The sequence below is a fragment of the Kitasatospora sp. NPDC086009 genome, assembly GCF_044540385.1.
GTDB lineage: Bacteria > Actinomycetota > Actinomycetes > Streptomycetales > Streptomycetaceae > Kitasatospora.
This window is the reverse complement of record NZ_JBITSA010000002.1, coordinates 612962-633512: the sequence shown is the minus strand read 5'-3', so window position 1 is coordinate 633512 and position 20551 is coordinate 612962. Positions and strand designations below refer to the sequence as shown.

Here is a 20551-nt window from a genome sequence, read left to right as displayed (position 1 = left end):
TGGACGTCGGTGCCATGACAAGTGAAGAGCTCTCCTGACGCCGGATCAACCCCCGGTACGAAGCAATCGCCCGCCGGGCGGCCGGGCGGCCGCCGGACGGCGAGAAGGCGGTGGGCGCGGCCCGATCCGGACCGCGCCCACCGCCTTCCCGCCGGCCGTCAGTGCGCGGCGGCCTCCCAGTTCGCGCCGACGCCCACCGAGACGTCGAGCGGGGCGCGCAGCGGGTAGGCGCCGGCCATCTGCGCGCGGACGATCGCCTCGACCTGCTCGCGCTCACCGGGCGCCAGCTCCAGCACGATTTCGTCGTGCACCTGGAGCAGCATCCGGGAGGTGAGGCCGGCGGCGGTCAGCGCCTCGTCCACCCGGAGCATGGCGATCTTGACGATGTCGGCGGCCGAGCCCTGGATCGGGGCGTTGAGGGCCATCCGCTCGGCCATCTCGCGGCGCTGGCGGTTGTCGCTGTTGAGGTCCGGCAGGTAGCGGCGGCGGCCGAGCAGGGTCTCGGTGTAGCCGGTGGCACGGGCCTCGTCGACGACCCGGCGCAGGTAGTCGCGCACGCCGCCGAAGCGCTCGAAGTAGGTGTCCATCAGGCCCTGGGCCTCGGCGGGCTTGATACCGAGCTGCTGGGAGAGCCCGTACGCGGAGAGCCCGTACGCCAGACCGTAGGACATCGCCTTGATCTTGCGGCGCATCTCGGCGTCCACCGCGTCGCCGGGGACTTCGAAGACCTGGGAGGCGACGGTGGTGTGCAGGTCCTCGCCGGTGGCGAAGGCCTCGAGCAGGGCCTCGTCCTCGGAGAGGTGGGCCATGATGCGCAGTTCGATCTGGGAGTAGTCGGCCGTCAGCAGCGCCTCGTAGCCCGCGCCGACGACGAAGGCGCGGCGGATGGCGCGGCCCTCCTCGGTGCGGACCGGGATGTTCTGCAGGTTCGGGTCCTGCGAGGAGAGCCGGCCGGTGGCGGCGACCATCTGGTTGAAGGTGGTGTGGATCCGGCCGGCCGGCGAGACCGTCTTGAGCAGGCCCTCGACGGTGGTGCGCAGCTTGGCCTGGTCGCGGTGGCGGAGCAGGATGACCGGCAGCTCGTTGTCGGTCTGGCCGGCCAGCCAGGTGAGCGCGTCGGCGTCGGTGGTGTAGCCGGTCTTGATCTTCTTGGTCTTGGGCAGGGCCAGCTCGCCGAAGAGGATCTCCTGGAGCTGCTTGGGCGAGCCGAGGTTGAACTCGTGGCCGGCGGCGGCGTGCGCCTCCTCCACCACGCGCTGGATCTCGGTGGCGAACTGGGCCTCCAGGCCGGTGAGCCAGGGGCGGTCGGCGGCGATGCCGGTGCGCTCCATCCGGGCCAGCAGGGCGGCGATCGGCAGCTCCATGTCCCGCAGCAGCTCGGTGGCGCCGACCTCGGCGAGGCGGGTGTCGAAGAGGGCGGCGAGGTCCAGCACGGCGCGGGCCTGGAGCATCAGCGCCTGGGCGCGGGCGGCCACCGCGTCGACCTCGTCCGGCTCCTCGGGGGCGTCGAAGGCGAGCTGGCCGCTCTCGGCGACCGCGGCCGGGGCGAGCGAACGGGCCAGGTACTCCTCGGCGAGCACCTCCAGGGTGAAGGTGCGGCGGCCGGGCTTCTCCAGGTACGCGGCGAGGGCGGTGTCGGCGACGACGCCCGCGATCGTCCAGCCGCGCTCGGCGAAGGCGCGCATCACCTGCTTGGCGATGTGCAGGGCCTTGGGGGCGGCCGGGTCGGCCAGCCAGTCGGCGAAGGCGCGTTCGTCCTCCTCGGCGAGCAGCGCCGGGTCGAACCAGGCGGCGGTCTCGCCGGCGGCCAGCGCGATCTCGGTGACCTCGCCGGTGCCGAGCGCCCACCGGTAGACGGCGGCCAGCGCGACCGGGGCCTTGCCGTCGGAGTGCCCGCGCAGCCACCCGGCCAGCGTGCCCGGGTCGGTGAGCAGTTCGCCGTCCACCTCGACGCCGGGGGCGAGTTCGACGGCGGCCTCGGGCTCGGCGGCGGCCGGGTCGATGCCGAAGACCCGGTCGCGGAAGTTGGCGTTGCGGAACTCCAGCGACTCCATCAGACCGGCGACCGCCTCGCGGTCGAACGCGGCGCGCTCCAGGTCGGCGACGGCGAGCGGGAGTTCGACGTCGCGGACCAGCTCGGTGAGGACGCGGTTGCGCTTGACCGAGTCCAGGTGGTCGCGCAGCTTCTCGCCGATCTTGCCCTTCACCTCGTCGGCGCGGGAGACGAGTTCGTCGAAGGAGCCGAACTGGTTGACCCACTTGGCGGCCGTCTTCTCGCCGACGCCCGGGATGCCGGGCAGGTTGTCGGACGGGTCACCGCGCAGCGCCGCGAGGTCGGGGTACTGGCGGGGGGTGACGCCGTACTTCTCGGCGACCTTCTCCGGGGTGTAGCGGGTGAGCTCGGAGACGCCCTTGGTCGGGTAGAGGACGGTGATGTGGTCGGTGACCAGCTGGAGCGAGTCCCGGTCGCCGGTGACGATGTCGACGTCGAAGCCGGCCGCCTCGGCGGCGGTGGCCAGGGTGGCGATGATGTCGTCGGCCTCGAAGCCCTCGACCGTCATCCGCGGCACCCGCATGGCGTCCAGCAGTTCGCCGATCAGGCCGATCTGGCTGCGGAACTCGTCCGGCGTCTTGGCCCGGTTGGCCTTGTAGTCGGGGAACTCGACGGAGCGGAACGTCTGCCGGGAGAGGTCGAAGGCCACCGCGAGGTGGGTGGGCCGCTCGTCCCGGACGGTGTTGGCGAGCATCGAGGCGAAGCCGTACACCGCGTTGGTGGGCTGGCCGGTGGAGGTGTTGAAGTTCTCCACGGGCAGCGCGTAGAACGCCCGGTAGGCCATCGAGTGCCCGTCGAGCAGCATCAGCCGGGGCCGCGCCCCGCCGCCACCCGCCGCGCCCTTGTCCGTACTCTGCGTAGCCACGTCAACGTCCGTTCCTGCCGATTCCACTACCGGCCACCGATCCTATGGCCCGGCACCGACAAAAAGGGCGCCGCGCGGTCCGGGCGCCGGGCCCGCGGGGTGCGGCGCCCGGGGGCGCGCTCGGGCGGGCGCGCACCCGCGCGGGCGCGCCCGTGCGCGAGCAGCCGGGTCCGGCCGGCGGGGGGACGGGTCCCGGCCGACGGGGGAACGGCCCGGGCGCACCCGCCACGCCAACTCCCCCACGCGATCACTACCGCCGAGTAGGACGGTCGTACGATCGCAGGCAGCACGACGACGTGACCCCCGAGCGGCAGGAGCTCCCCCATGACCGAAGCGGCCCCCGGCGCGACCACCCCCGAACCGGCCCCCGCGCTGAACATCCCGCAGGAGGTGCTGGACCACTTCGCGAAGCTCGGCGTCGACCCGGCCACCTTCTCCGGCGGCCACCTCGGCGACAAGCTCGGGATCCGGGTCGTCGAGGCCTCCGGCGACCGGGTGGTCGGCACGATGCCGGTCGAGGGGAACCAGCAGCCGTACGGGCTGCTGCACGGCGGCGCCTCGGCGGCGCTGGCCGAGACCCTCGGGTCGGTCGGCGCGATGCTGCACGCCGGCCCCGGCCGGTACGCGGTGGGCGTGGACCTGAACGCCACCCACCACCGCTCGGCCACCTCCGGCCTGATCACCGGGGTCGCCACCGCCGTGTTCAAGGGACGCACCGCCGCCACCTACGAGATCGCGATCACCGACGACACCGGCAAGCGGATCACCAGCTGCCGCCTGACCTGCATGCTCCGCGACCTCTGACGCCCCGTCGGCCCGGCCGACCCGTCAATGGCCCGCCGGTCGGGCCGACCGATCATCAATTCCCTTGTCCGCCCCCTTGTTTGACCTTCGACTGCCCTGGGCAGGCGTTGGTCCAGACAAGGGGGCGGAGGCGTTTGCGCGCACTGCGAGGGATGTAACACTGCGTAACAAGTAGGAAATCCGAACGTTCGACCGCTTCCGGGCCCGCATCGACCCGGGGGTGCTTCGTCATTCCCGGGAATGTCCGATATTCGGACGCACACGCCCGACACCAGCACGGCGGACAGTCGTGTCCGATTATCGGTGAGGCCAGGAGTCACCCGCAATTCTGGCCCTTACATGCACCTACCAGCGAGTAGACGCCTGTCAGTACAGGATCGATCGGGCCAGAACGACCACATAGTGAGACGGTCGCTCCGTGTGCTCATAACAAGAGAATCACAGCCTCGCCACAGCACTGCCCGAGCCGCCCAGAGGCATCTAGAGTCACGGCCAGTCACCGCGCCACCGGATTGGGCCAGGCCCATTGCGCATCCCGGCTCCCGCCACTCAGGCGCGGCGCCCTCCTGAACCGAAGGGGACCCCTGTGCGTCACCGTTCAGCAGTTGTCGTGAGCATTGCCGTGATCGGCGCCCTCAGCATCAGCGCCTGCGGATCCCGCGGCGAGAAGAAGTCCGGGGACGGCAACGCCGGGGCCACCACCGTCACCATCGGCGTGGACGCGCCGCTCACCGGCGACCTCTCCGCCCTCGGCCTCGGCATCCGCAACTCCGTCGAGCTCGCGGTCAAGCAGGCCAACGAGAAGAACGAGGTCCCCGGCGTCAAGTTCGAGATCAAGGCCCTCGACGACACCGGCAAGCCCGCCCCGGGCCAGCAGAACGCCACCCAGCTGGTCGCCGACAAGAACGTCATCGGCGTCGTCGGCCCGCTCAACTCCAGCGTCGCCCAGTCGATGCAGCAGATCTTCAACGACGCCAACCTCGTCCAGATCTCCCCCGCCAACACCGGCGTCGCGCTCAGCCAGGGCGAGAAGTGGGCCAGCGGCGACAAGGCCCGCCCCTTCAAGTCCTACTTCCGCACCGCCACCACCGACGCCGTCCAGGGCCCCTTCGCGGCCCAGTTCCTGGCCAAGGACGCCAAGAAGACCAAGGTCTTCCTCATCGACGACCAGAAGACCTACGGCGCCGGCCTCGCCGCCACCTTCAAGGGCGAGTTCGTCAAGCAGGGCGGCACCATCGTCGGCGAGGAGCACGTCAACCCCGACGACCGCGACTTCGCCGCCGTCGTCACCAAGGTCAAGAGCTCCGGCGCCGAAGCCGTCTACTACGGCGGCGAGTACCCCGCCGCCGGCCCGCTCTCCCTCCAGCTCAAGGACGCCGGCCTCACCATCCCCCTGATGGGCGGTGACGGCATCCAGAGCGGCGACTTCATCAAGCTCAACCCCAAGAGCGCGGGCGACTACGCCACCGCCGTCGGCCTGCCCGTCGAGGCGCTCCCCACCGCCGCCAAGTTCATCGCCGACTACAAGACCGCCGGCTACAAGGACGCCTACGAGACCTACGGCGGCTACTCCTACGACAGTGGCTGGGCGATCATCGAGGCCGTCAAGAACGTCGTCAAGGACAACGGCGGCAAGCTCCCCAGCAACCCCCGCGCCAAGGTCGTCGAGGCCGTCCAGAAGGTCTCCTTCGACGGCGTGACCGGCAAGGTCTCCTTCGACGAGTTCGGCGACACCACCAACAAGCAGCTCACCGTCTACACCGTCAAGGACGGCAAGTGGGCCGTGGAGAAGTCCGGCACCTTCAGCGGCTGACCTGACCACCCGTCAGCAACAGCCCGGAACAGCGGAGTCATCCCGCGCGGGGGCGCCACCAGTGCCCCCGCGCGCGCCCACATCCCCCACCCACGCGGACTTCACGCAACGCACAACGGAGGCCCAGCGGTGCACGACCTACCGCAGCAGCTGGCCAACGGCCTGATCCTCGGCGCCCTCTACGGGCTCGTCGCGATCGGCTACACGATGGTCTACGGCATCGTCCAGCTCATCAACTTCGCCCACGGCGAGATCGTCATGGTCGGCGGCTTCGGCGCCCTGACCGCCTACCTCGCCCTCCCCGGCGGCACCACACTCTGGCTGGCCCTACCGCTGATGCTGATAGCCGGCGTCCTGGTCTCCACGCTCACCGCCGTCGCCGCCGAGCGCTTCGCCTACCGGCCGCTGCGCACCGCGCCCCGACTGGCCCCCCTGATCACCGCGATCGGCCTGTCGATCGTCCTGCAGCAGCTCGTCTTCTCGTTCTACCCCGACGCGAAGAAGGCCCGAGTCTTCCCGAAGATCCCCGGCGACCCGTTCGAGCTCGGCTCCGTCACCGTCCAGCGCAGCGACATCTTCCTGATCATCGCCGCCCCGCTCTGCATGCTCGCCCTCGGCTGGTTCGTCACCCGCACCCGCTCCGGCCGCGCCATGCAGGCCACCAGCCAGGACCCCGACACCGCCAAGCTCATGGGCATCGACACCGACCGGATCATCGTCATGGCCTTCGCCATCGGTGCCGCGTTCGCCGCCGTCGCCGCCGTCGCCTACGGCCTGCGCAGCGGCCAGATCGACTTCCGGATGGGCTTCCTGCTCGGCCTCAAGGCCTTCACCGCAGCCGTCCTCGGCGGCATCGGCAACATCTACGGCGCCATGCTCGGCGGCGTCGCCCTCGGCCTCGCCGAAGCCCTCGCCACCGGCTACATCCAGCACCTGCCCGGCATGCACCTCTTCGGAGGCGGCGCCTGGAAGGACGTCTGGGCCTTCGTACTCCTCATCCTCGTCCTGCTCGTCCGACCCCAGGGCCTGCTCGGCGAACGCGTCGCGGACAGGGCGTGAGCACCATGACCACCACCTCGACCACCGAGACCACCCCGGTCATCCCGCTGCCGGCCCGCGCCGCCGCCCTCCTCACCGGCCTCGGCGCCCTCGCCACCGCCGGCTCCGCCCTGATGTCCTGGACGTACACCGACGAGTTCCCCGGCGACCTCACGTACTACGGCTCCCCCGCCGGCCTCCAGTGGCTCGCCCTCACCGCGGGCCTGCTCACCCTCGCCCTGCTGCTCGCCACCCACGGCGTCCGCGGCCTGCGCTGGGCCGCCCCCACCCGCAGCCACAACGCCGTCCTGCTCGCCGCCGCCGGCGCCTTCGCCGTCAGCTGGTTCTCCGTCATCGCCATCGCGGTCGACCTCGGCGGCCTCGCCAACCTCGACCCCGGCGGCTGGGTCGCCGCCCTCGGCTCGCTGCTCGCCGTCGTCGGCAGCCTCGGCCTGCCGCTCGACCGGCGCACCCACGTCCCGGTGCGGATCCTCGACCGGCGGCTGTTCCTGCTCCTCCCCGCCGCCCCGGTCGCCTGGTTCGCCACCCACGCCGTCCCCGAGGACAAGCCCGTCGCCCCGGTGCTGACTGCCCTCGCCGGCGCCCTGGTGATCGCCGCCGCCGCCGTCCTGCTCCTGCAGATCGGCCACCTCGCCAACAGCGGGCTCCGCCTCGGCACCGTCGAGCGGCCGCTGCCCGCCGCCCGCGAACTGCCCTCCTGGGCCGAGGTCCTGCTCATCGTGCTGGCCTTCGCCATCGGCCTGTTCGCGATCACCTTCGGCATCGACACCGAGTACGGCGAACTCTTCACCGCCTACCTGCTGCTCGCCGCCGCCGTCGTCCCCGCCCTGGCCAAGGGCGGCCTGCTGGCCCGGCTGCGCGCGCTGACCGTCAAGTACCGCCCGGTCACCACCGGCGCCGCCTTCGCCGCCGCCGCCAGCTTCCCGTTCACCCAGACCAGCGACCAGTACACCTCGGTCGCCGCCAACATCCTGATCTTCGCCACCGTCGCCCTCGGCCTCAACATCGTCGTGGGTCTGGCCGGCCTGCTCGACCTCGGCTACGTCGCCTTCCTCGGCGTCGGCGCCTACGCCGCCGCCCTGGTCTCCGGCTCCCCCGCCTCGCCGATCCACGTCCAGTTCCCCTTCTGGGCCGCGATGCTGACCGGCGCCGTGGTGTCGATGATCTTCGGTGTGCTGATCGGCGCCCCCACCCTGCGGCTGCGCGGCGACTACCTCGCCATCGTCACCCTCGGCTTCGGCGAGATCTTCCGCATCACCATGCTCAACCTCAACGGCACCACCGGGCCCAAGATCACCAACGGCTCCAACGGCATCCCGCGGATCCCCGACCTCCAGATCCTCGGCTTCGACCTCGGCAAGCCGCACACCGTCCTCGGCGTCGAACTCGGCCGGTTCTCCAACTACTACCTGCTGATGCTCCTGGTCACCGCCCTCGTCGTACTGGTCTTCGCCCGGGTCGGCAACTCCCGCATCGGCCGCGCCTGGGTCGCCATCCGCGAGGACGAGACCGCCGCCGAGGCCATGGGCATCAACGGCTTCCGGCTCAAGCTCCTCGCCTTCGCCCTCGGCGCCTGCCTCGCCGGCCTCGCCGGCACCGTCCAGGCCCACGTCAGCTACACCGTCACCCCCGACCAGTACACCTTCGCCGAGGCCCTGCCGCCCAACTCCGCCTTCCTGCTCGCCGCCGTCATCCTCGGCGGCATGGGCACCATCAGCGGCCCGCTGGCCGGCGCCACCCTCCTCTTCCTCATCCCGAAGAAGCTGGAATTCCTCTCCAACTACCAGCTGCTCGCCTTCGGCATCGCCCTCATCGTGCTGATGCGCGTCCGCCCCGAAGGGCTCATCCCCAACCGGCGCAACCAGCTGGAATTCCACGAGGCCGCGATCCCCGCGCAGCTCTCCGGCGACACCGTCGCCCTCACCAAGGCAGGGGCGTGACCAGCCAGATGACCACCACCGACGCCCCCGCCGCCGTCTCCGGGCCCGGCCCCGCCAAGCCCCTGCTCGAAGTCTCCGGCGTCACCATGCGGTTCGGCGGCCTCACCGCCGTCAACAACGTCTCCCTCACCGTCGGCGAAGGCGAGATCATCGGCCTGATCGGCCCCAACGGCGCCGGCAAGACCACCTTCTTCAACTGCCTCACCGGCCTCTACGTCCCCACCGAGGGACGCGTCGCCTACCGCGGCACCGTCCTGCCGCCCAAGCCCCACCTCGTCACCCAGGCCGGCATCGCCCGCACCTTCCAGAACATCCGGCTCTTCGCCAACATGACCGTCCTGGAGAACGTCCTCGTCGGCCGGCACAGCCGTACCAAGGAAGGCATCTTCTCCGCCATCCTCCGCGGCCCCGGCTACCACCGCGCCGAAGCCGAGAGCCGCGCCCGCGCCATGGAACTGCTGGCGTTCACCGGACTCGCCGACAAGGCCGACCACCTCGCCCGCAACCTCCCCTACGGCGAACAGCGCAAGCTGGAGATCGCCCGGGCCCTCGCGTCCGACCCCGGCCTGCTGCTCCTCGACGAGCCCACCGCCGGCATGAACCCGCAGGAGACCCGGGCCGCCGAGGAACTCGTCTTCGCCATCCGTGACAAGGGCATCTCCATCCTCGTCATCGAGCACGACATGCGGTTCATCTTCAACCTGTGCGACCGCACCGCCGTCCTGGTCCAGGGCCAGAAGATCGTCGAAGGCGACCGCGAGACCGTCCAGAGCGACGAACGCGTCATCACCGCCTACCTCGGCGCACCGCTCGAAGGCACCGCCCCCGCAGCAACGGAGACCGACCAGTGACCGCACTCCTCGAGGTCAAGGACCTCCGCGTCGCCTACGGCAAGATCGAAGCCGTCAAGGGCATCAGCTTCACCGTCAACCAGGGCGAGGTCACCACCCTGATCGGCACCAACGGCGCCGGCAAGACCACCACCCTGCGCACCCTGTCCGGCCTGCTCAAGCCCACCGGCGGCACGGTCACCTTCGACGGCCAGGCCCTCACCACCGTCCCCGCCCACAAGATCGTCGCGCTCGGGCTCGCCCACTCCCCCGAGGGCCGGCACATCTTCCCGCGGATGACCATCGAGGAGAACCTGCTGCTCGGCGCGTTCCTGCGCACCGACACGGCCGGCATCGCGGCGGACGTCGAGCGGGCCTACGGCCTCTTCCCGATCCTCGGCGAGCGGCGCAAGCAGGCCGCCGGCACCCTGTCCGGCGGCGAGCAGCAGATGCTCGCCATGGGCCGGGCACTGATGTCCCAGCCGAAGCTGCTGATGCTGGACGAGCCCTCGATGGGGCTCTCCCCGCTGATGATGCAGAAGATCATGGCGACCATCGTGGAGCTGAAGGCCAGCGGCACGACCATCCTGCTGGTCGAGCAGAACGCCCAGGCGGCGCTCTCGCTGTCCGACCAGGGCTACGTGATGGAGACCGGCCGCATCGTGCTCAAGGGCACCGGCGCCGACCTCCTGCACGACGAGTCCGTGCGGAAGGCCTACCTCGGCGAGGACTGACCTCCCGCCCGGGCGGCACGTGGAAGGGCCCGGCAGCGCGCGCTGCCGGGCCCTTCCACGTGCCTGTCGGCCCACGGGCCGCTACTGCTCGCCCTTGGCCTCGTCGGCCTTCTTCTTGTCCTGGGCCTCGCCCTCTTCGATCACGGCCTCCGCGACCGCGGCCATCGTCATCCGACGGTCCATCGAGGTCTTCTGGATCCACCGGAACGCGGCCGGCTCGTTCAGCCCGAACTTGGTCTGCAGCACGCTCTTCGCCCGGTCCACCAGCTTCCGGGTCTCCAGCCGCTGGGTGAGGTCCTGGATCTCCTCCTCCAGCGTCCGCATCTCGGTGTACCGGGAGACGGCCATCTCGATCGCGGGGACCAGGTCGCTCTTGCTGAACGGCTTCACGATGTACGCCATCGCGCCCGCGTCCCGCGCCCGGTCCACCAGCTCGCGCTGCGAGAACGCGGTCAGCATCAGCACGGGCGCCAGGTGCGCCTCGTGGATCTGCTCGGCGGCGGAGAGCCCGTCCAGGACGGGCATCTTCACGTCCAGGATCGCCAGGTCGGGCCGCAGCTCCTCGACCAGCTTCAGCGCCGTCGCCCCGTCCCCGGCCTCGCCGACGACCGTGTACCCCTCCTCTTCGAGCATCTCCTTCAGGTCGAGGCGGATCAACGCCTCGTCCTCGGCGATCACAATTCGGGTGATCTGGGGCATGTCGGTCTCAAGCGGCTCTGCCTGCTCGTCGGCGGTGCTCACGGGGCTCCTCGTTCCGGCGGGGTACTGCATCAATGAGGGTACCTACACCCACCCGCGGACGCGCACGCGGTATGCTGTCGCAGTCGCACCCGGCCGGGTTGGCGGAATAGGCTTACGCGGATGTCTCAAACACATCTGTCCGAAAGGACATGCGGGTTCGAATCCCGCACCCGGCACTTCAAGCGGTATTCCCGCTGAATGAGGAATTCACCGGATCCGGTGGATGATCGCGGGATCTCCCGAATGTCACCCGAGCAGCAGACACGCTGAGCGACATGGCTCCCCCCTCAGCGCGCGAACAAGCCGTCCGTCTCCTTCGCCAAGGCGTCCGCAACGCCGACGTAGCACGGAGGCTCGGCGTCCCACCCGGCACCGTCTCCTGGTGGAAACACGAAGATCTTGCCAAGCACGGTACGCCTCCCGGGCGCAAGCGGTCGACCTGCGTCCATTGCTACGGAGACGGGATAAACCGCTCCGCTTACGCCTACCTACTCGGCCTCTATCTGGGCGACGGCCACATCAGCCGACCCAAGCAGCACCGCACGGCGAGCCTGTCCATCTCCTGTGACGACAACTGGCCGGGAATCATGGATTCCGCCGAGAAGGCCATGCGCGAGGTGATGCCGCGCAACAAGCCGTGCCGCGTCCGCCGAACCGGCTCCCACGACGTGAAGCTGTACTCCCAGCACCTGACCTGCTACTTCCCCCAGCACGGCGCCGGCAAGAAGCACGAGCGCCTCATCGCCCTGCAGCCGTGGCAACAGGAGATCGTCGAAGCCCACCCGTGGGAGTTCCTGCGCGGCCTGATCCACTCCGACGGCTGCCGCATCACCAACTGGGCGACCCGCACCGTCAACGGTGTCGTCCGCCGCCACGAATACCCGCGCTACTTCTTCACCAACACCTCGACCGACATCATCGCCCTCCTCACCTCGACCCTCGACGCCGTCGGCGTGCGGTGGAAGACCTCCGTCCCTCGCCCCACCGGCCAGGTCAACGTCTCAATCGCTCGCAAGGCCTCCGTCGCCCTCATGGACGCCCGCATCGGCCCCAAGTACTGATGGCGGCGCGCTCCCCCGGAGCGCGCCGCCATCGGCGAAGCCCGGTCAGCTGTCCAGTGTTCCCACGTGGTGGACGCGGACGAGGTTGGTGGAGCCGGCGAGGCCGGGTGGGGAGCCGGCGGTGATGACGACGATGTCGCCCTTGCGGCAGCGGCCGAGGGAGAGCAGCGCGGCGTCGACCTGTTCGACCATCTCGTCCGTGGTGGCGGCGAAGGGGCCGAGGAAGGTCTCCACGCCCCAGGTGAGGGCGAGTTGGCTGCGGACGGCCGGTTCGTAGGTGAAGGCGAGCACCGGGATCGGCGAGCGGGAGCGGGAGAGCCGGCGGGCGGTGTCGCCGGACTGGGTGAAGGCGATCAGGTACTTGGCGCCCAGGAAGTCGCCGATCTCGGTGGCCGCGCGGGCGACGGCGCCGCCCTGGGTGCGCGGCTTGGTGCCGGCGGTGAGCGGCGGGAGGCCGTCGGCGAGGGCGTCCTGTTCGGCGGCCTCGATGATGCGGCCCATGGTCCGGACCGTCTCGACGGGGTACTTGCCGACGGAGGTCTCGCCGGAGAGCATCACCGCGTCGCTGCCGTCGAGGACGGCGTTGGCGACGTCGGAGGCCTCGGCCCGGGTGGGGCGGGAGGCGTTGATCATCGAGTCCAGCATCTGGGTGGCGACGATGACCGGCTTGGCGTTGCGCTTGGCCAGCTTGACGGCGCGCTTCTGGACCATCGGGACCTGTTCGAGGGGCATCTCCACGCCCAGGTCGCCGCGGGCCACCATGATGCCGTCGAAGGCGTCCACGATGGATTCCAGGTTCTCGACCGCCTGCGGCTTCTCGATCTTGGCGATGACCGGGACGGAACGCCCCTCCTCCGCCATCACGCGGTGGACGTCCTCGATGTCGCGGCCGCTGCGGACGAAGGAGAGCGCGATCAGGTCGGCGCCGGTCCGCAGGGCCCAGCGCAGGTCGGCGATGTCCTTCTCGCTCAGCGCGGGCACGGAGACGGCGACGCCGGGGAGGTTGAGGCCCTTGTGGTCGGAGACCAGGCCGCCCTCGACGACGGTGCAGCGGACCAGCGGGCCGGCCACCTCGACGACCTCCAGGGTGACCCGGCCGTCGTCGACGAGGATCCGCTCGCCGCTGGTGACGTCGGCGGCGAGGCCCGGGTAGGTGGTGCCGCAGATGTTCTGGTCTCCGACGACGCCCTTGTCGGTGGAGATCGTGAACTCGTCGCCGCGTTCGAGAAGTACCGGACCTTCGGCGAAGGTCTCCAGTCGGATCTTCGGGCCTTGAAGGTCGGCGAGCACGCCGACGCTGCGGCCGGTCTCGTCGGCGGCCTTGCGGACCCGGCGGTAGCGCTCCTCGTGCTCGGCGTGGGAGCCGTGGCTCAGGTTGAAGCGGGCGATGTCCATCCCGGCGTCGACCAGCGTCTTGATCTGGTCGTACGAGTCGGTGGCTGGCCCGAGAGTACAGACGATTTTTGCTCGGCGCATACCCCTGAGCGTAGGCATTACCGGCGCGTAACATCGACGCCCGTCCGACCGGCGGGATGACCTTTGCAGGAAGGTGAGTTGAACAATCTGACACCCGCTCGGACTGGTGTGCGCGCGGCAGCCCGCGGGCGTCCGCCGATGCGATTCCGTGAAGGGGTGTTCACCCCCGGTTCACCACGCCTTCGACCGCCGCTCGCGGCCCGGCGGGACGCTCGTCACCCGGGTGGGAGCCCGGACACGGGTCCGACGAGGGGGAATCGCCCGGTATGAAGCGTGCGTTCGGGGTGATCGCGGCACTGGTGCTGCTCGGCGGGGTGGCGTTCGCGCTGCTCAAACCCACCGGCCGGGACGATCCGGGCTCGAAGGTCGTCACGGTGACCGGCGTGATCGGCTCCGAGAAGCGAGACTTCTTCAAGGATCCGGACGTCGTGGCCGCGCTGGCGGAGCAGGGCCTCAAGGTCGATGTGCAGACCACCGGGTCGTGGCTGATGAGCGAGAGCGACCTCGGCCGGCTCGACTTCGCGTTCCCGGCCAGCCTGTCGCCGGCCGAGGCGATCCGCCGGCAGCTGCAGCTCAAGGACGGGCCGGTCCGCCCGTTCTACTCGCCCCTGGTGGTGCTGGCCCACCAGTCGACGGCCAAGGTGCTGGCGCAGAACGGGCTGGCCTCCCAGGACCAGAACTCCCGGGTGTGGACGTTCAGGATGGACGAGTACGTCAACGTGGTCAGGGCCGGCCGCCGGTGGGAGGAGCTCACCGGCGCGAAGGACCAGGCGGACCTCAGCGGTGCGGTCTTCATGACCACCACGGACCCCGCCGAGTCCTCCTCCGGGGCGCTCTACCTCGCGCTGGTCTCCTACCTGCTCAACAACCACCAGGTGGTGTCGAGCGACGCCGAGGTGCAGCAGGTGAAGGCCGTGCTGTCCTCGCTGACCAGCAAGCAGGGCATCCAGAAGAGCAGCAGCGACGAGCCGTTCCGGGACTTCCTCTCGAACGTGGGCAATCCGCTGGTGCTCGCCTACGAGTCGCAGGCGGCGCAGCTGGCGGTGGAGGGCAAGGGCACCGGCGACATGGTGGTGCTGTACCCGGACACCACCATCTCCTCCGACCACACCATCGTCGGGCGCACGGCGGCCGGGCAGAAGCTGGCCGCGCTGCTGAACGACGACCAGAAGCTCCGCAAGCTGGAGGCCAGGTACGGGTTCCGGCCGCAGTCGGATCCGGCCGCCTTCGGTCTGCAGACCGCCGGGCGGGAGAACCCGGCCTTCGCGGCGGACCTGACGGCGGCGCGGGTGAAACAGGCGCCGGTGCCGTCCTCGGAGGCGCTGGCCAAGCTGGTCGACGCGGCGAAGGGGAAGTGACCGGCCGATGGCGGGCGGGACGGTGGCGGGGCGAACGGGACCGCCCGAAGCGGTACACGACGGCACGACGGACGGGGCGACGATGAGGACGACCAGGGTGGGGGCCGCGGCGGGGCGCGGCGGGCGGGTGCTGGTGGCGGGGCTCGCCCTGCTGGTGGCGGCGACGGCGTGCACGTCCTCGCCGGCGCCGGCTCCGCAGCAGAGCGACGCGCCGGCGCCGACCGCGCGGGCGGGGGTGCTGCGGGTGCTGGCCGGCAGCGAACTGCAGGACATGGCGCCGGTGCTGGAGGAGGCGCAGAAGGCGACCGGGGTGACCGTCCAGTTCGCCTGGACCGGGTCGCTGGACGGTGCGGACGCCGTGGCCTCGGGCCGGGCGGACGGCAAGTACGACGCGGTCTGGTTCCCGTCGAACCACTATCTGCGGCTGGACGACGCGGGGAAGTCGAAGCTGCTGTCGGAGACGCCGGTGATGGTGTCGCCGGTGGCGGTGGGTGTGCGGTCGTCCTCGCTCAACGAGCTGGGCTGGGGCGACGGTTCCAAGGTGAGCTGGGGGCAGCTGGCGGACGCGGCGTCGACCGGCAGGCTGGCGTACGGGATGGCCGACCCGTCGCGGTCCAACTCGGGCTTCTCGGCGCTGGTGGCGGTGGCGGCGGCGTTCTCGGGGGCGGATTCGGCGCTCACCGAGGCGGACGTGCGGAAGGCGACGCCGTCGTTGAAGCAGTTCTTCACGGGGCAGAAGCTGACGTCGGGTTCGTCCGGCTGGCTGGCGCAGGCGTACGCGCGGGCGGAGCAGGGCCGGGTCGGGGCGCTGGTCAACTACGAGTCGGTCCTGCTGTCGATGAACAAGACGCTGGCGGCGGACCAGCAGTTGACGGTGATCCGGCCGACCGACGGCGTGGTGTCGGCGAACTATCCGCTGACGCTGCTCAGTTCGTCGGCCGAGCGGGAGCGGGACTCGTTCCGGCGGCTGACCGACTACCTGCTGAAGGACGATGTGCAGAAGCGCGTCTCGGAGTTGACGCTGCGTCACCCGGTGTCGGCGGGGGTGGCGGCGGCTCCGTCGCTGCCGGCCGACCGGCGGCACGAGTTGCCGTTCCCGGGCAGCAAGGCGGTCGCGGACGGCCTGTTGGCCTCGTACCAGGACGAGCTGCGCCGGCCGTCGCGGACGGTGTACGTGCTGGACACCTCGGGGTCGATGGCGGGGGCCCGGCTGGCGGCGCTGAAGTCGGCGCTGGGGCGGCTGACCGGGGCGGAGGACACCCGGGGGGTGCGGCGGTTCCGCAACCGCGAGGAGGTGACGCTGCTGTCGTTCGCCTCCAAGGTGAAGTCGACGAAGACGCACACGGTGCCGGCGGCCGGTGCGCAGCAGGAGCTGGCGTCGATCAACGCGGATGTGCAGGCGCTGTCGGCGGACGGCGGGACGGCGGTGTACAGCTCGCTGCAGGAGGCGTACCGGTTCCTGGACCGGCAGCAGGCGGCGGCGCAGGACGACCGGTTCACGTCGATCGTGGTGATGACGGACGGTGAGAGCAACGAGGGCGCGTCGGACAAGGACTTCCGGAACTTCTACAACGGGTTGTCGGCGGCGCAGAAGGCGGTGCCGGTGTTCCCGATCCTGTTCGGGGACGCGGCGAAGAACCAGTTGCAGGGGATCGCGGAGCTGACCGGGGGCAAGCTGTTCGACGGGACGGCGTCGCTGGACGGGGCGTTCGAGGAGATCCGTGGGTACCAGTAGCCGCGGGGGTCCGGGCGGGCGGCGGATGGTGGGGTATCTGGAGTCCACCCGCAATCTGGTCGGCTGCGGGGGCGGGGCGGTCGGGCTGGGGCTGCATTTCGCGGGGCTCGGCGGTGCGTGGTGGCCGGGGATCGTGGCGGCGTTGTACGTCGTGGGTGTGCTGCTCGCGCCGGGGCCGCGCCCGGTGACCCCGGGGCGGGTGCCGGACGTGCCGGTGCCGGACGTGCCGGTGCCCGCGCCGCCGGTGCGCTGGGTGGAGCTGGACGCGCTGGCGGGTTATCTGGGGACGGTGGCCCTGCCGTCGTCGGTGAAGCTGGACGACCTGGTGGAGCGGTTGCGGGTGGTCGGTCCGGGGCCGGCGGCGGAGCGGATCGTGCTGCGGCGGCTGCCGGTGGCGGTGGACGGCTATCTGCGGGCGCGGACCTGGGAGCGCTGGACGCCGGACGGGGAGGATCCGGGGGTGGCGCTCGCGCGGGAGGTGGAGCGGATGGCGGCGGTGCTGGCGGGTTGAGCGGGGGAGGCCCGCGCCGGGTGCCGGCGCGGGCCGGTCACGTCTCCAGGGCGCCGGCGAGTTCCGCCCGGCGGCGGACGCCGAGTTTGCGGAAGCTGTTGGTCAGGTGGGTCTCCACGGTCCGGACGGCCAGGTGCAGCATGGCGGCGATCTCGGCGTTGGAGTGTCCGGCCGTGGCCAGGCGGCAGATCCGCAGTTCGCTGTCGGTGAGGGCCTCGGCGCCGGCGTGCTCGCCGCGGCCGCGCCGGGCGCCGCTGGCGCGGAGCGCCTCGACGGCGACGGCCCGCAGTCGTATCGCGCCGAGCCGTTCGGCGCGGCCGGCGGCCTCGCGCAGGGCGCGGCGGGCGGCGCCGCGGCGCCCGCCGTCGGCGAGCAGGCGGCCGTGGGTGATCAGTGCGGGGATGAGTTCGGTCTCGATCTCGGCGGTGCGCAGGAGCTCGACGGCCTCGGCGGCGAGGTCGAGTCCGTGGCGGCCGCCGGTGGCGGCGCCGAGGGCGCGCAGGGCGCGGCCGACGGTGCGCGGGGTGCCCCAGATCCGGGCGAGCCGCAGCTCCTCCTCGGCGAGGGCGACGGCCGGGCCGGGTTCGCCGAGGGCGATGTGGCAGTCGGCGGCGGCGGAGCGCCAGGGGGTGACGATGGGGCTGAGGACGTGCCGTTCGCCTTGGCGGCGGCCGCATTCCATCAGGTCGACGAGGGCTTCGGCCGGTTCGCCGGTGGCGAGTCGGAGCAGGCCGCGGGCGTACAGGTACTCGTTCCACTCCCAGGAGCCCTGGGCGCGGTCGGCGGCGACGGCGCGGGCGAGGCCGTGGGCCTGCCAGTAGCGGCCGGTCTCGGTGAGGGCGATGACGGCCTGGGCGACGAGGTGGGCGTTCTGCTGGCCGAGCAGGCCGGCGTAGGTGGCGGGGGCCTGCGCGTCGGCTTCGGCCGGTTCACCGGGCGCGGTCGCGGCGCCCGGGGTGGTGACGTCGCGGTCCGCGAGGTGCGGGTCCGCGGCGCCCGGGGCGCAGGCGCCCGGGTGACCCGGTCCGGTGGCGCCCGGGCCGGTGTCCGCCGATGTCCCGCACCACCAGGACCAGACGGAGCGCTCGTGGCGTTCGGGCCGCTCGGCGCTCTCGCCGCCGGACCGGCCGCGGGCGCCGGTCCGCAGCCCCTGACGGACGGCCTGGGCGGGGGCGGGCGGGGCCGCCTGGGCGGGGGCGGGCGCCGGTCCCGGGAGCGCGGCGGGCCCCGCGCAGGCGGCGGGCGCGGACGCGGCGGCGGCCGACGCGGCGGACGATCCGGTCAGCGCGAGGTCGTCGAGCAGCGCCTGGTACTCGCCGCGCATCACCCGGCTCTCGGCGCGCACGCTCAGCAGGCACTGGTAGCCGGGGTCCAGCGAGGGCCCCCGGTACGCGGCCAGGCCGCGCGCCACCAGCCGGTCCGCCTCGGGCAGCAGGTCCGCCCACTGGGCCAGGGTGGCGGCGGAGACCAGGACGTAGGAGCGGCAGAGCGGGTCGACCGGGGCGTCGAGCAGGTCCTTGACCCGGGCGGCGACCTCGGCCGCGGAGAGCACCCCGCTGGTCGAGTCGAACTCGGTGAGCAGCGCGTACGCGGGCGGTGCGAGCCGGTGCTGGGTGCGGGCGGCGAACCGCTGGACGCCCTCGACCACCTGGAGCCAGCTGTGGCCGTCGTGCGCGGCGATCAGTGCGGCGGCGGCCTGGACGGCGTGGACGAGGTCGTCGCGGTCGGCGAAGCGTTCGGCCAGTTCCTCCATCAGTTCCAGCGCCGCGGGGGCGTCGCCGCGGGCGGCCAGTACGGCGCCGAGCGTGTTGGCGGTCTGGAAGACGCCTTCGTCGGACTGCTGGAGGTGCACGGCCTCGGCGAGGTGGCGGACGCCCGCGGTGCGCTCGGCCGGGCCGAGGGTGACCTCCAGGCCGCCGAGCTCGGTGAGCAGCAGGCCGCGCCGGCGGTCGTTGAGCGGCTCGGTGAGGACCCGGCGCAGCAGGGTGACGGCGTCCTCGGGGCGGTCGGCCCCGGCGGCCTTGCGGGCGGCGCGGCGCAGGGCTTCCGCGGCCCAGCGCGGGGCGGGGGCGGGGGTGAGCAGGAGGTGTCCGGCGACGCGTTCGTCAGGTGCTCCGGTGCGGTGCAGGAACTCGGCGGCGGCGCGGTGGACGCGGGCGCGGTGGCCGGGTTCGTGGCCGGCCAGGACGGCGTCGGTGAGCAGCGGGTGGGCGAAGCGGGGCCAGCGGCCGGGGCCGGGGTCGTCGAGCAGCTTCTGGGTGGTGAGCTCGGCGAGCCAGCCGGTGATCTGGTCGGGGTCGGCGCCGGCGAGTTCGGCGAGCATCGGTACCGGGTCGAAGTCCCCGGCGCCGGGCAGGGGGGCGGTGCGGGCGGCGGGGTGTTCCTGCATCCGGGCGAGGACGCGGGCGGCGGTGAGGGCGCGGTCGCCGCCGCCGAGCAGCCACTGTTCGACGGCCTCGGGGAAGGCGCCGCCGGGCATCCGGGCGCAGCTGTCGGGCAGGGCGCGGAGGGTGGTGAGGGCGCGGGACGCGGGCAGGGCCGGGAGGGCGACGAGGGCGGGCGGGGCGGGCAGGGCGGTGAAGGCGGCGGGGCAGCACTCGTCGGGGTGGTCGCGCAGGTCGGCGAGGAGTGCGGTGAGCAGCAGCGGGTTGCCGCCGGTGGCGCGGACGCAGTCGTCGGCGAGGGCGGGCGGGGCGCCGAGGCCGAGGTGGAGTTCGGCGAGCCGGGTGGCGGCGGTGGTGTCGAGGGGGTCCAGCCGGGTGGTGTCGGCCAGTCCGGGGGGCAGGCCGCGGCCGAAGCGGGCGGGCGGGCTGCCGAGGGCGCTCTGGCGGCGTTCGGTGGCCAGCAGGAGGACGGGCAGCCGGTCGATCCGGCGGGCGAGCTGGAGCAGCCAGTCCCGGGAGGCCCGGTCGGCGAGGTGGATGTCGTCGACGGCGAGCAGGACGGGGCTGTGGGCGGCGTGCAGGCGCAGCAGGGCCCAGAGGTCGATGTCGGTGTCGGTGTCGGTGCCGGGGGCGGTGCGGCCGGCCCCGGGGGGCGGTGTGCCCTGGCCGGGGGCGGCCTCGAACAGCTGGCGGGCGGCGGCGTAGGGGGTGGTGGCCTCGTCGACGGAGCAGCGGGCCCACAGCACGGTGGTGCCGTGGGCGGCCTCGCGGCGGGCGGCTTCGGCGAGCAGGGCGCTGCGGCCGGTGCCGGCGGCGCCGGTGACCAGCAGGACGCCGCCGGTGCCGGTCCGGGCGCGGGTGGCGAGTGCGGCGATCCGGCGCAGCTGGGGGTCGCGGGCCGCGAGGTGCGGTGGTGCGGCGACGGTCCGGTCCTGCTGGTGTCGGCGCGTCCTGACGGTACTCATCTGCTTCCCTCCCGCGACGCCCGCCGATGACCGGACGGGCACTTTTCCCCGTTGTGCAGGGAAACGGCTTGACGCCGTGTCAGCGGCTCGGTTAGAGCTGTGATTCTCGTCGCACCCCTTTCGGAGCCGCTCCGCACCCCACCCCCGCCCGATCCGTCCGGCTGCCCTCCGCGCCCCGCACCGCCCCCGCCCGGGCCGGGGCCGCGCCCGTCGTCCGCGTGT

At 72.2% G+C, this 20551-nt stretch carries 14 protein-coding genes, 1 tRNA gene and 1 pseudogene; 12 read left to right on the top strand and 4 right to left on the bottom strand.

Annotation, left to right across the window (positions count from 1 at the left end):
- Nucleotides 1–158: 158 nt before the first annotated feature.
- The gene (polA, locus tag ACIF6L_RS08480; protein ID WP_396487107.1) at nucleotides 159–2858 is read right to left on the bottom strand and encodes a DNA polymerase I; all 2700 of its coding nucleotides are present in this window, start codon (nucleotides 2856–2858) and stop codon (nucleotides 159–161) included.
- A 384-nt stretch (nucleotides 2859–3242) separates the two neighbouring features.
- Here polA and ACIF6L_RS08475 point away from each other — a divergent pair, with 384 nt between their 5' ends.
- The 6 genes from ACIF6L_RS08475 (at nucleotide 3243) to ACIF6L_RS08450 (ending at nucleotide 10098) form a co-directional block, all read left to right on the top strand.
- Nucleotides 3243–3722, top strand: a complete 480-nt coding sequence (locus ACIF6L_RS08475; RefSeq protein WP_359802424.1) for a hotdog fold thioesterase — start codon at nucleotides 3243–3245, stop codon at nucleotides 3720–3722.
- Between the two features lie 586 nt (nucleotides 3723–4308).
- Complete coding sequence (locus ACIF6L_RS08470) at nucleotides 4309–5535, top strand: branched-chain amino acid ABC transporter substrate-binding protein (RefSeq protein WP_329487188.1); 1227 nt, start codon at nucleotides 4309–4311, stop codon at nucleotides 5533–5535.
- 129 nt (nucleotides 5536–5664) lie between these two features.
- Nucleotides 5665–6594, top strand: coding sequence for a branched-chain amino acid ABC transporter permease (locus ACIF6L_RS08465; RefSeq protein WP_396486842.1), 930 nt, complete (start codon nucleotides 5665–5667; stop codon nucleotides 6592–6594).
- Nucleotides 6595–6599: 5 nt separating this feature from the next.
- Nucleotides 6600–8534: a branched-chain amino acid ABC transporter permease gene (locus ACIF6L_RS08460; protein WP_396487109.1), complete on the top strand. Its 1935-nt coding sequence runs from the start codon at nucleotides 6600–6602 to the stop codon at nucleotides 8532–8534.
- 8 nt (nucleotides 8535–8542) lie between these two features.
- The gene (locus ACIF6L_RS08455; RefSeq protein WP_329492074.1) at nucleotides 8543–9385 is read left to right on the top strand and encodes an ABC transporter ATP-binding protein; all 843 of its coding nucleotides are present in this window, start codon (nucleotides 8543–8545) and stop codon (nucleotides 9383–9385) included.
- Nucleotides 9382–10098: an ABC transporter ATP-binding protein gene (locus ACIF6L_RS08450; RefSeq protein WP_329487190.1), complete on the top strand. Its 717-nt coding sequence runs from the start codon at nucleotides 9382–9384 to the stop codon at nucleotides 10096–10098. Before ACIF6L_RS08455 ends, ACIF6L_RS08450 begins: the two co-directional genes overlap by 4 nt.
- 81 nt (nucleotides 10099–10179) lie before the next feature.
- Here ACIF6L_RS08450 and ACIF6L_RS08445 read toward each other — a convergent pair whose 3' ends face one another.
- Nucleotides 10180–10869 (bottom strand): ANTAR domain-containing response regulator, encoded by a 690-nt coding sequence (locus ACIF6L_RS08445; RefSeq protein ID WP_380394343.1) that lies wholly within the window; start codon nucleotides 10867–10869, stop codon nucleotides 10180–10182.
- A gap of 62 nt (nucleotides 10870–10931) precedes the next feature.
- On the opposite strand from ACIF6L_RS08445, the gene ACIF6L_RS08440 reads away from it, so the two are divergent.
- From ACIF6L_RS08440 to ACIF6L_RS08430, 3 genes and pseudogenes are all read left to right on the top strand, one after another.
- Nucleotides 10932–11015: transfer RNA gene (locus ACIF6L_RS08440), tRNA-Leu, on the top strand.
- 99 nt (nucleotides 11016–11114) lie between these two features.
- Nucleotides 11115–11261, top strand: a pseudogene (locus ACIF6L_RS08435) (helix-turn-helix domain-containing protein); the annotation flags it as partial.
- Nucleotides 11262–11426: 165 nt separating this feature from the next.
- Entirely contained in the window at nucleotides 11427–11900 is a 474-nt protein-coding gene (locus ACIF6L_RS08430; RefSeq protein ID WP_396487140.1) for a hypothetical protein, read from the top strand.
- Nucleotides 11901–11945: 45 nt separating this feature from the next.
- Here ACIF6L_RS08430 and pyk read toward each other — a convergent pair whose 3' ends face one another.
- Entirely contained in the window at nucleotides 11946–13376 is a 1431-nt protein-coding gene (pyk, locus tag ACIF6L_RS08425; protein ID WP_396486843.1) for a pyruvate kinase, read from the bottom strand.
- Nucleotides 13377–13642: 266 nt separating this feature from the next.
- On the opposite strand from pyk, the gene ACIF6L_RS08420 reads away from it, so the two are divergent.
- From ACIF6L_RS08420 to ACIF6L_RS08410, 3 genes are all read left to right on the top strand, one after another.
- The gene (locus tag ACIF6L_RS08420; protein WP_359802434.1) at nucleotides 13643–14734 is read left to right on the top strand and encodes a hypothetical protein; all 1092 of its coding nucleotides are present in this window, start codon (nucleotides 13643–13645) and stop codon (nucleotides 14732–14734) included.
- Between the two features lie 82 nt (nucleotides 14735–14816).
- Nucleotides 14817–16469, top strand: a complete 1653-nt coding sequence (locus tag ACIF6L_RS08415) for a VWA domain-containing protein (RefSeq protein ID WP_396486844.1) — start codon at nucleotides 14817–14819, stop codon at nucleotides 16467–16469.
- On the top strand, nucleotides 16456–16980 hold the full coding sequence (locus ACIF6L_RS08410) for a hypothetical protein (RefSeq protein ID WP_396486845.1): 525 nt from the start codon (nucleotides 16456–16458) through the stop codon (nucleotides 16978–16980). Before ACIF6L_RS08415 ends, ACIF6L_RS08410 begins: the two co-directional genes overlap by 14 nt.
- Before the next feature lie 37 nt (nucleotides 16981–17017).
- Here the strand turns inward: ACIF6L_RS08410 and ACIF6L_RS08405 are convergent, their stop codons facing one another.
- Complete coding sequence (locus tag ACIF6L_RS08405) at nucleotides 17018–20329, bottom strand: AAA family ATPase (protein ID WP_396486846.1); 3312 nt, start codon at nucleotides 20327–20329, stop codon at nucleotides 17018–17020.
- Between the last annotated feature and the right edge of the window lie 222 nt (nucleotides 20330–20551).

Bases quoted from the DNA above. Each gene is read 5' to 3' on its own strand.
- ACIF6L_RS08420 (WP_359802434.1), top strand. From the start codon at position 13,643: ATGAAGCGTGCGTTCGGGGTGATCGCGGCACTGGTGCTGCTCGGCGGG.
- ACIF6L_RS08460 (WP_396487109.1), top strand. From the start codon at position 6,600: ATGACCACCACCTCGACCACCGAGACCACCCCGGTCATCCCGCTGCCG.
- polA (WP_396487107.1), bottom strand. From the start codon at position 2,858: ATGCTGCTCGACGGGCACTCGATGGCCTACCGGGCGTTCTACGCGCTG.
- ACIF6L_RS08405 (WP_396486846.1), bottom strand. From the start codon at position 20,329: ATGAGTACCGTCAGGACGCGCCGACACCAGCAGGACCGGACCGTCGCC.
- ACIF6L_RS08430 (WP_396487140.1), top strand. From the start codon at position 11,427: ATGGATTCCGCCGAGAAGGCCATGCGCGAGGTGATGCCGCGCAACAAG.
- ACIF6L_RS08455 (WP_329492074.1), top strand. From the start codon at position 8,543: ATGACCACCACCGACGCCCCCGCCGCCGTCTCCGGGCCCGGCCCCGCC.
- ACIF6L_RS08415 (WP_396486844.1), top strand. From the start codon at position 14,817: ATGAGGACGACCAGGGTGGGGGCCGCGGCGGGGCGCGGCGGGCGGGTG.
- ACIF6L_RS08445 (WP_380394343.1), bottom strand. From the start codon at position 10,869: ATGCAGTACCCCGCCGGAACGAGGAGCCCCGTGAGCACCGCCGACGAG.
- pyk (WP_396486843.1), bottom strand. From the start codon at position 13,376: ATGCGCCGAGCAAAAATCGTCTGTACTCTCGGGCCAGCCACCGACTCG.
- ACIF6L_RS08475 (WP_359802424.1), top strand. From the start codon at position 3,243: ATGACCGAAGCGGCCCCCGGCGCGACCACCCCCGAACCGGCCCCCGCG.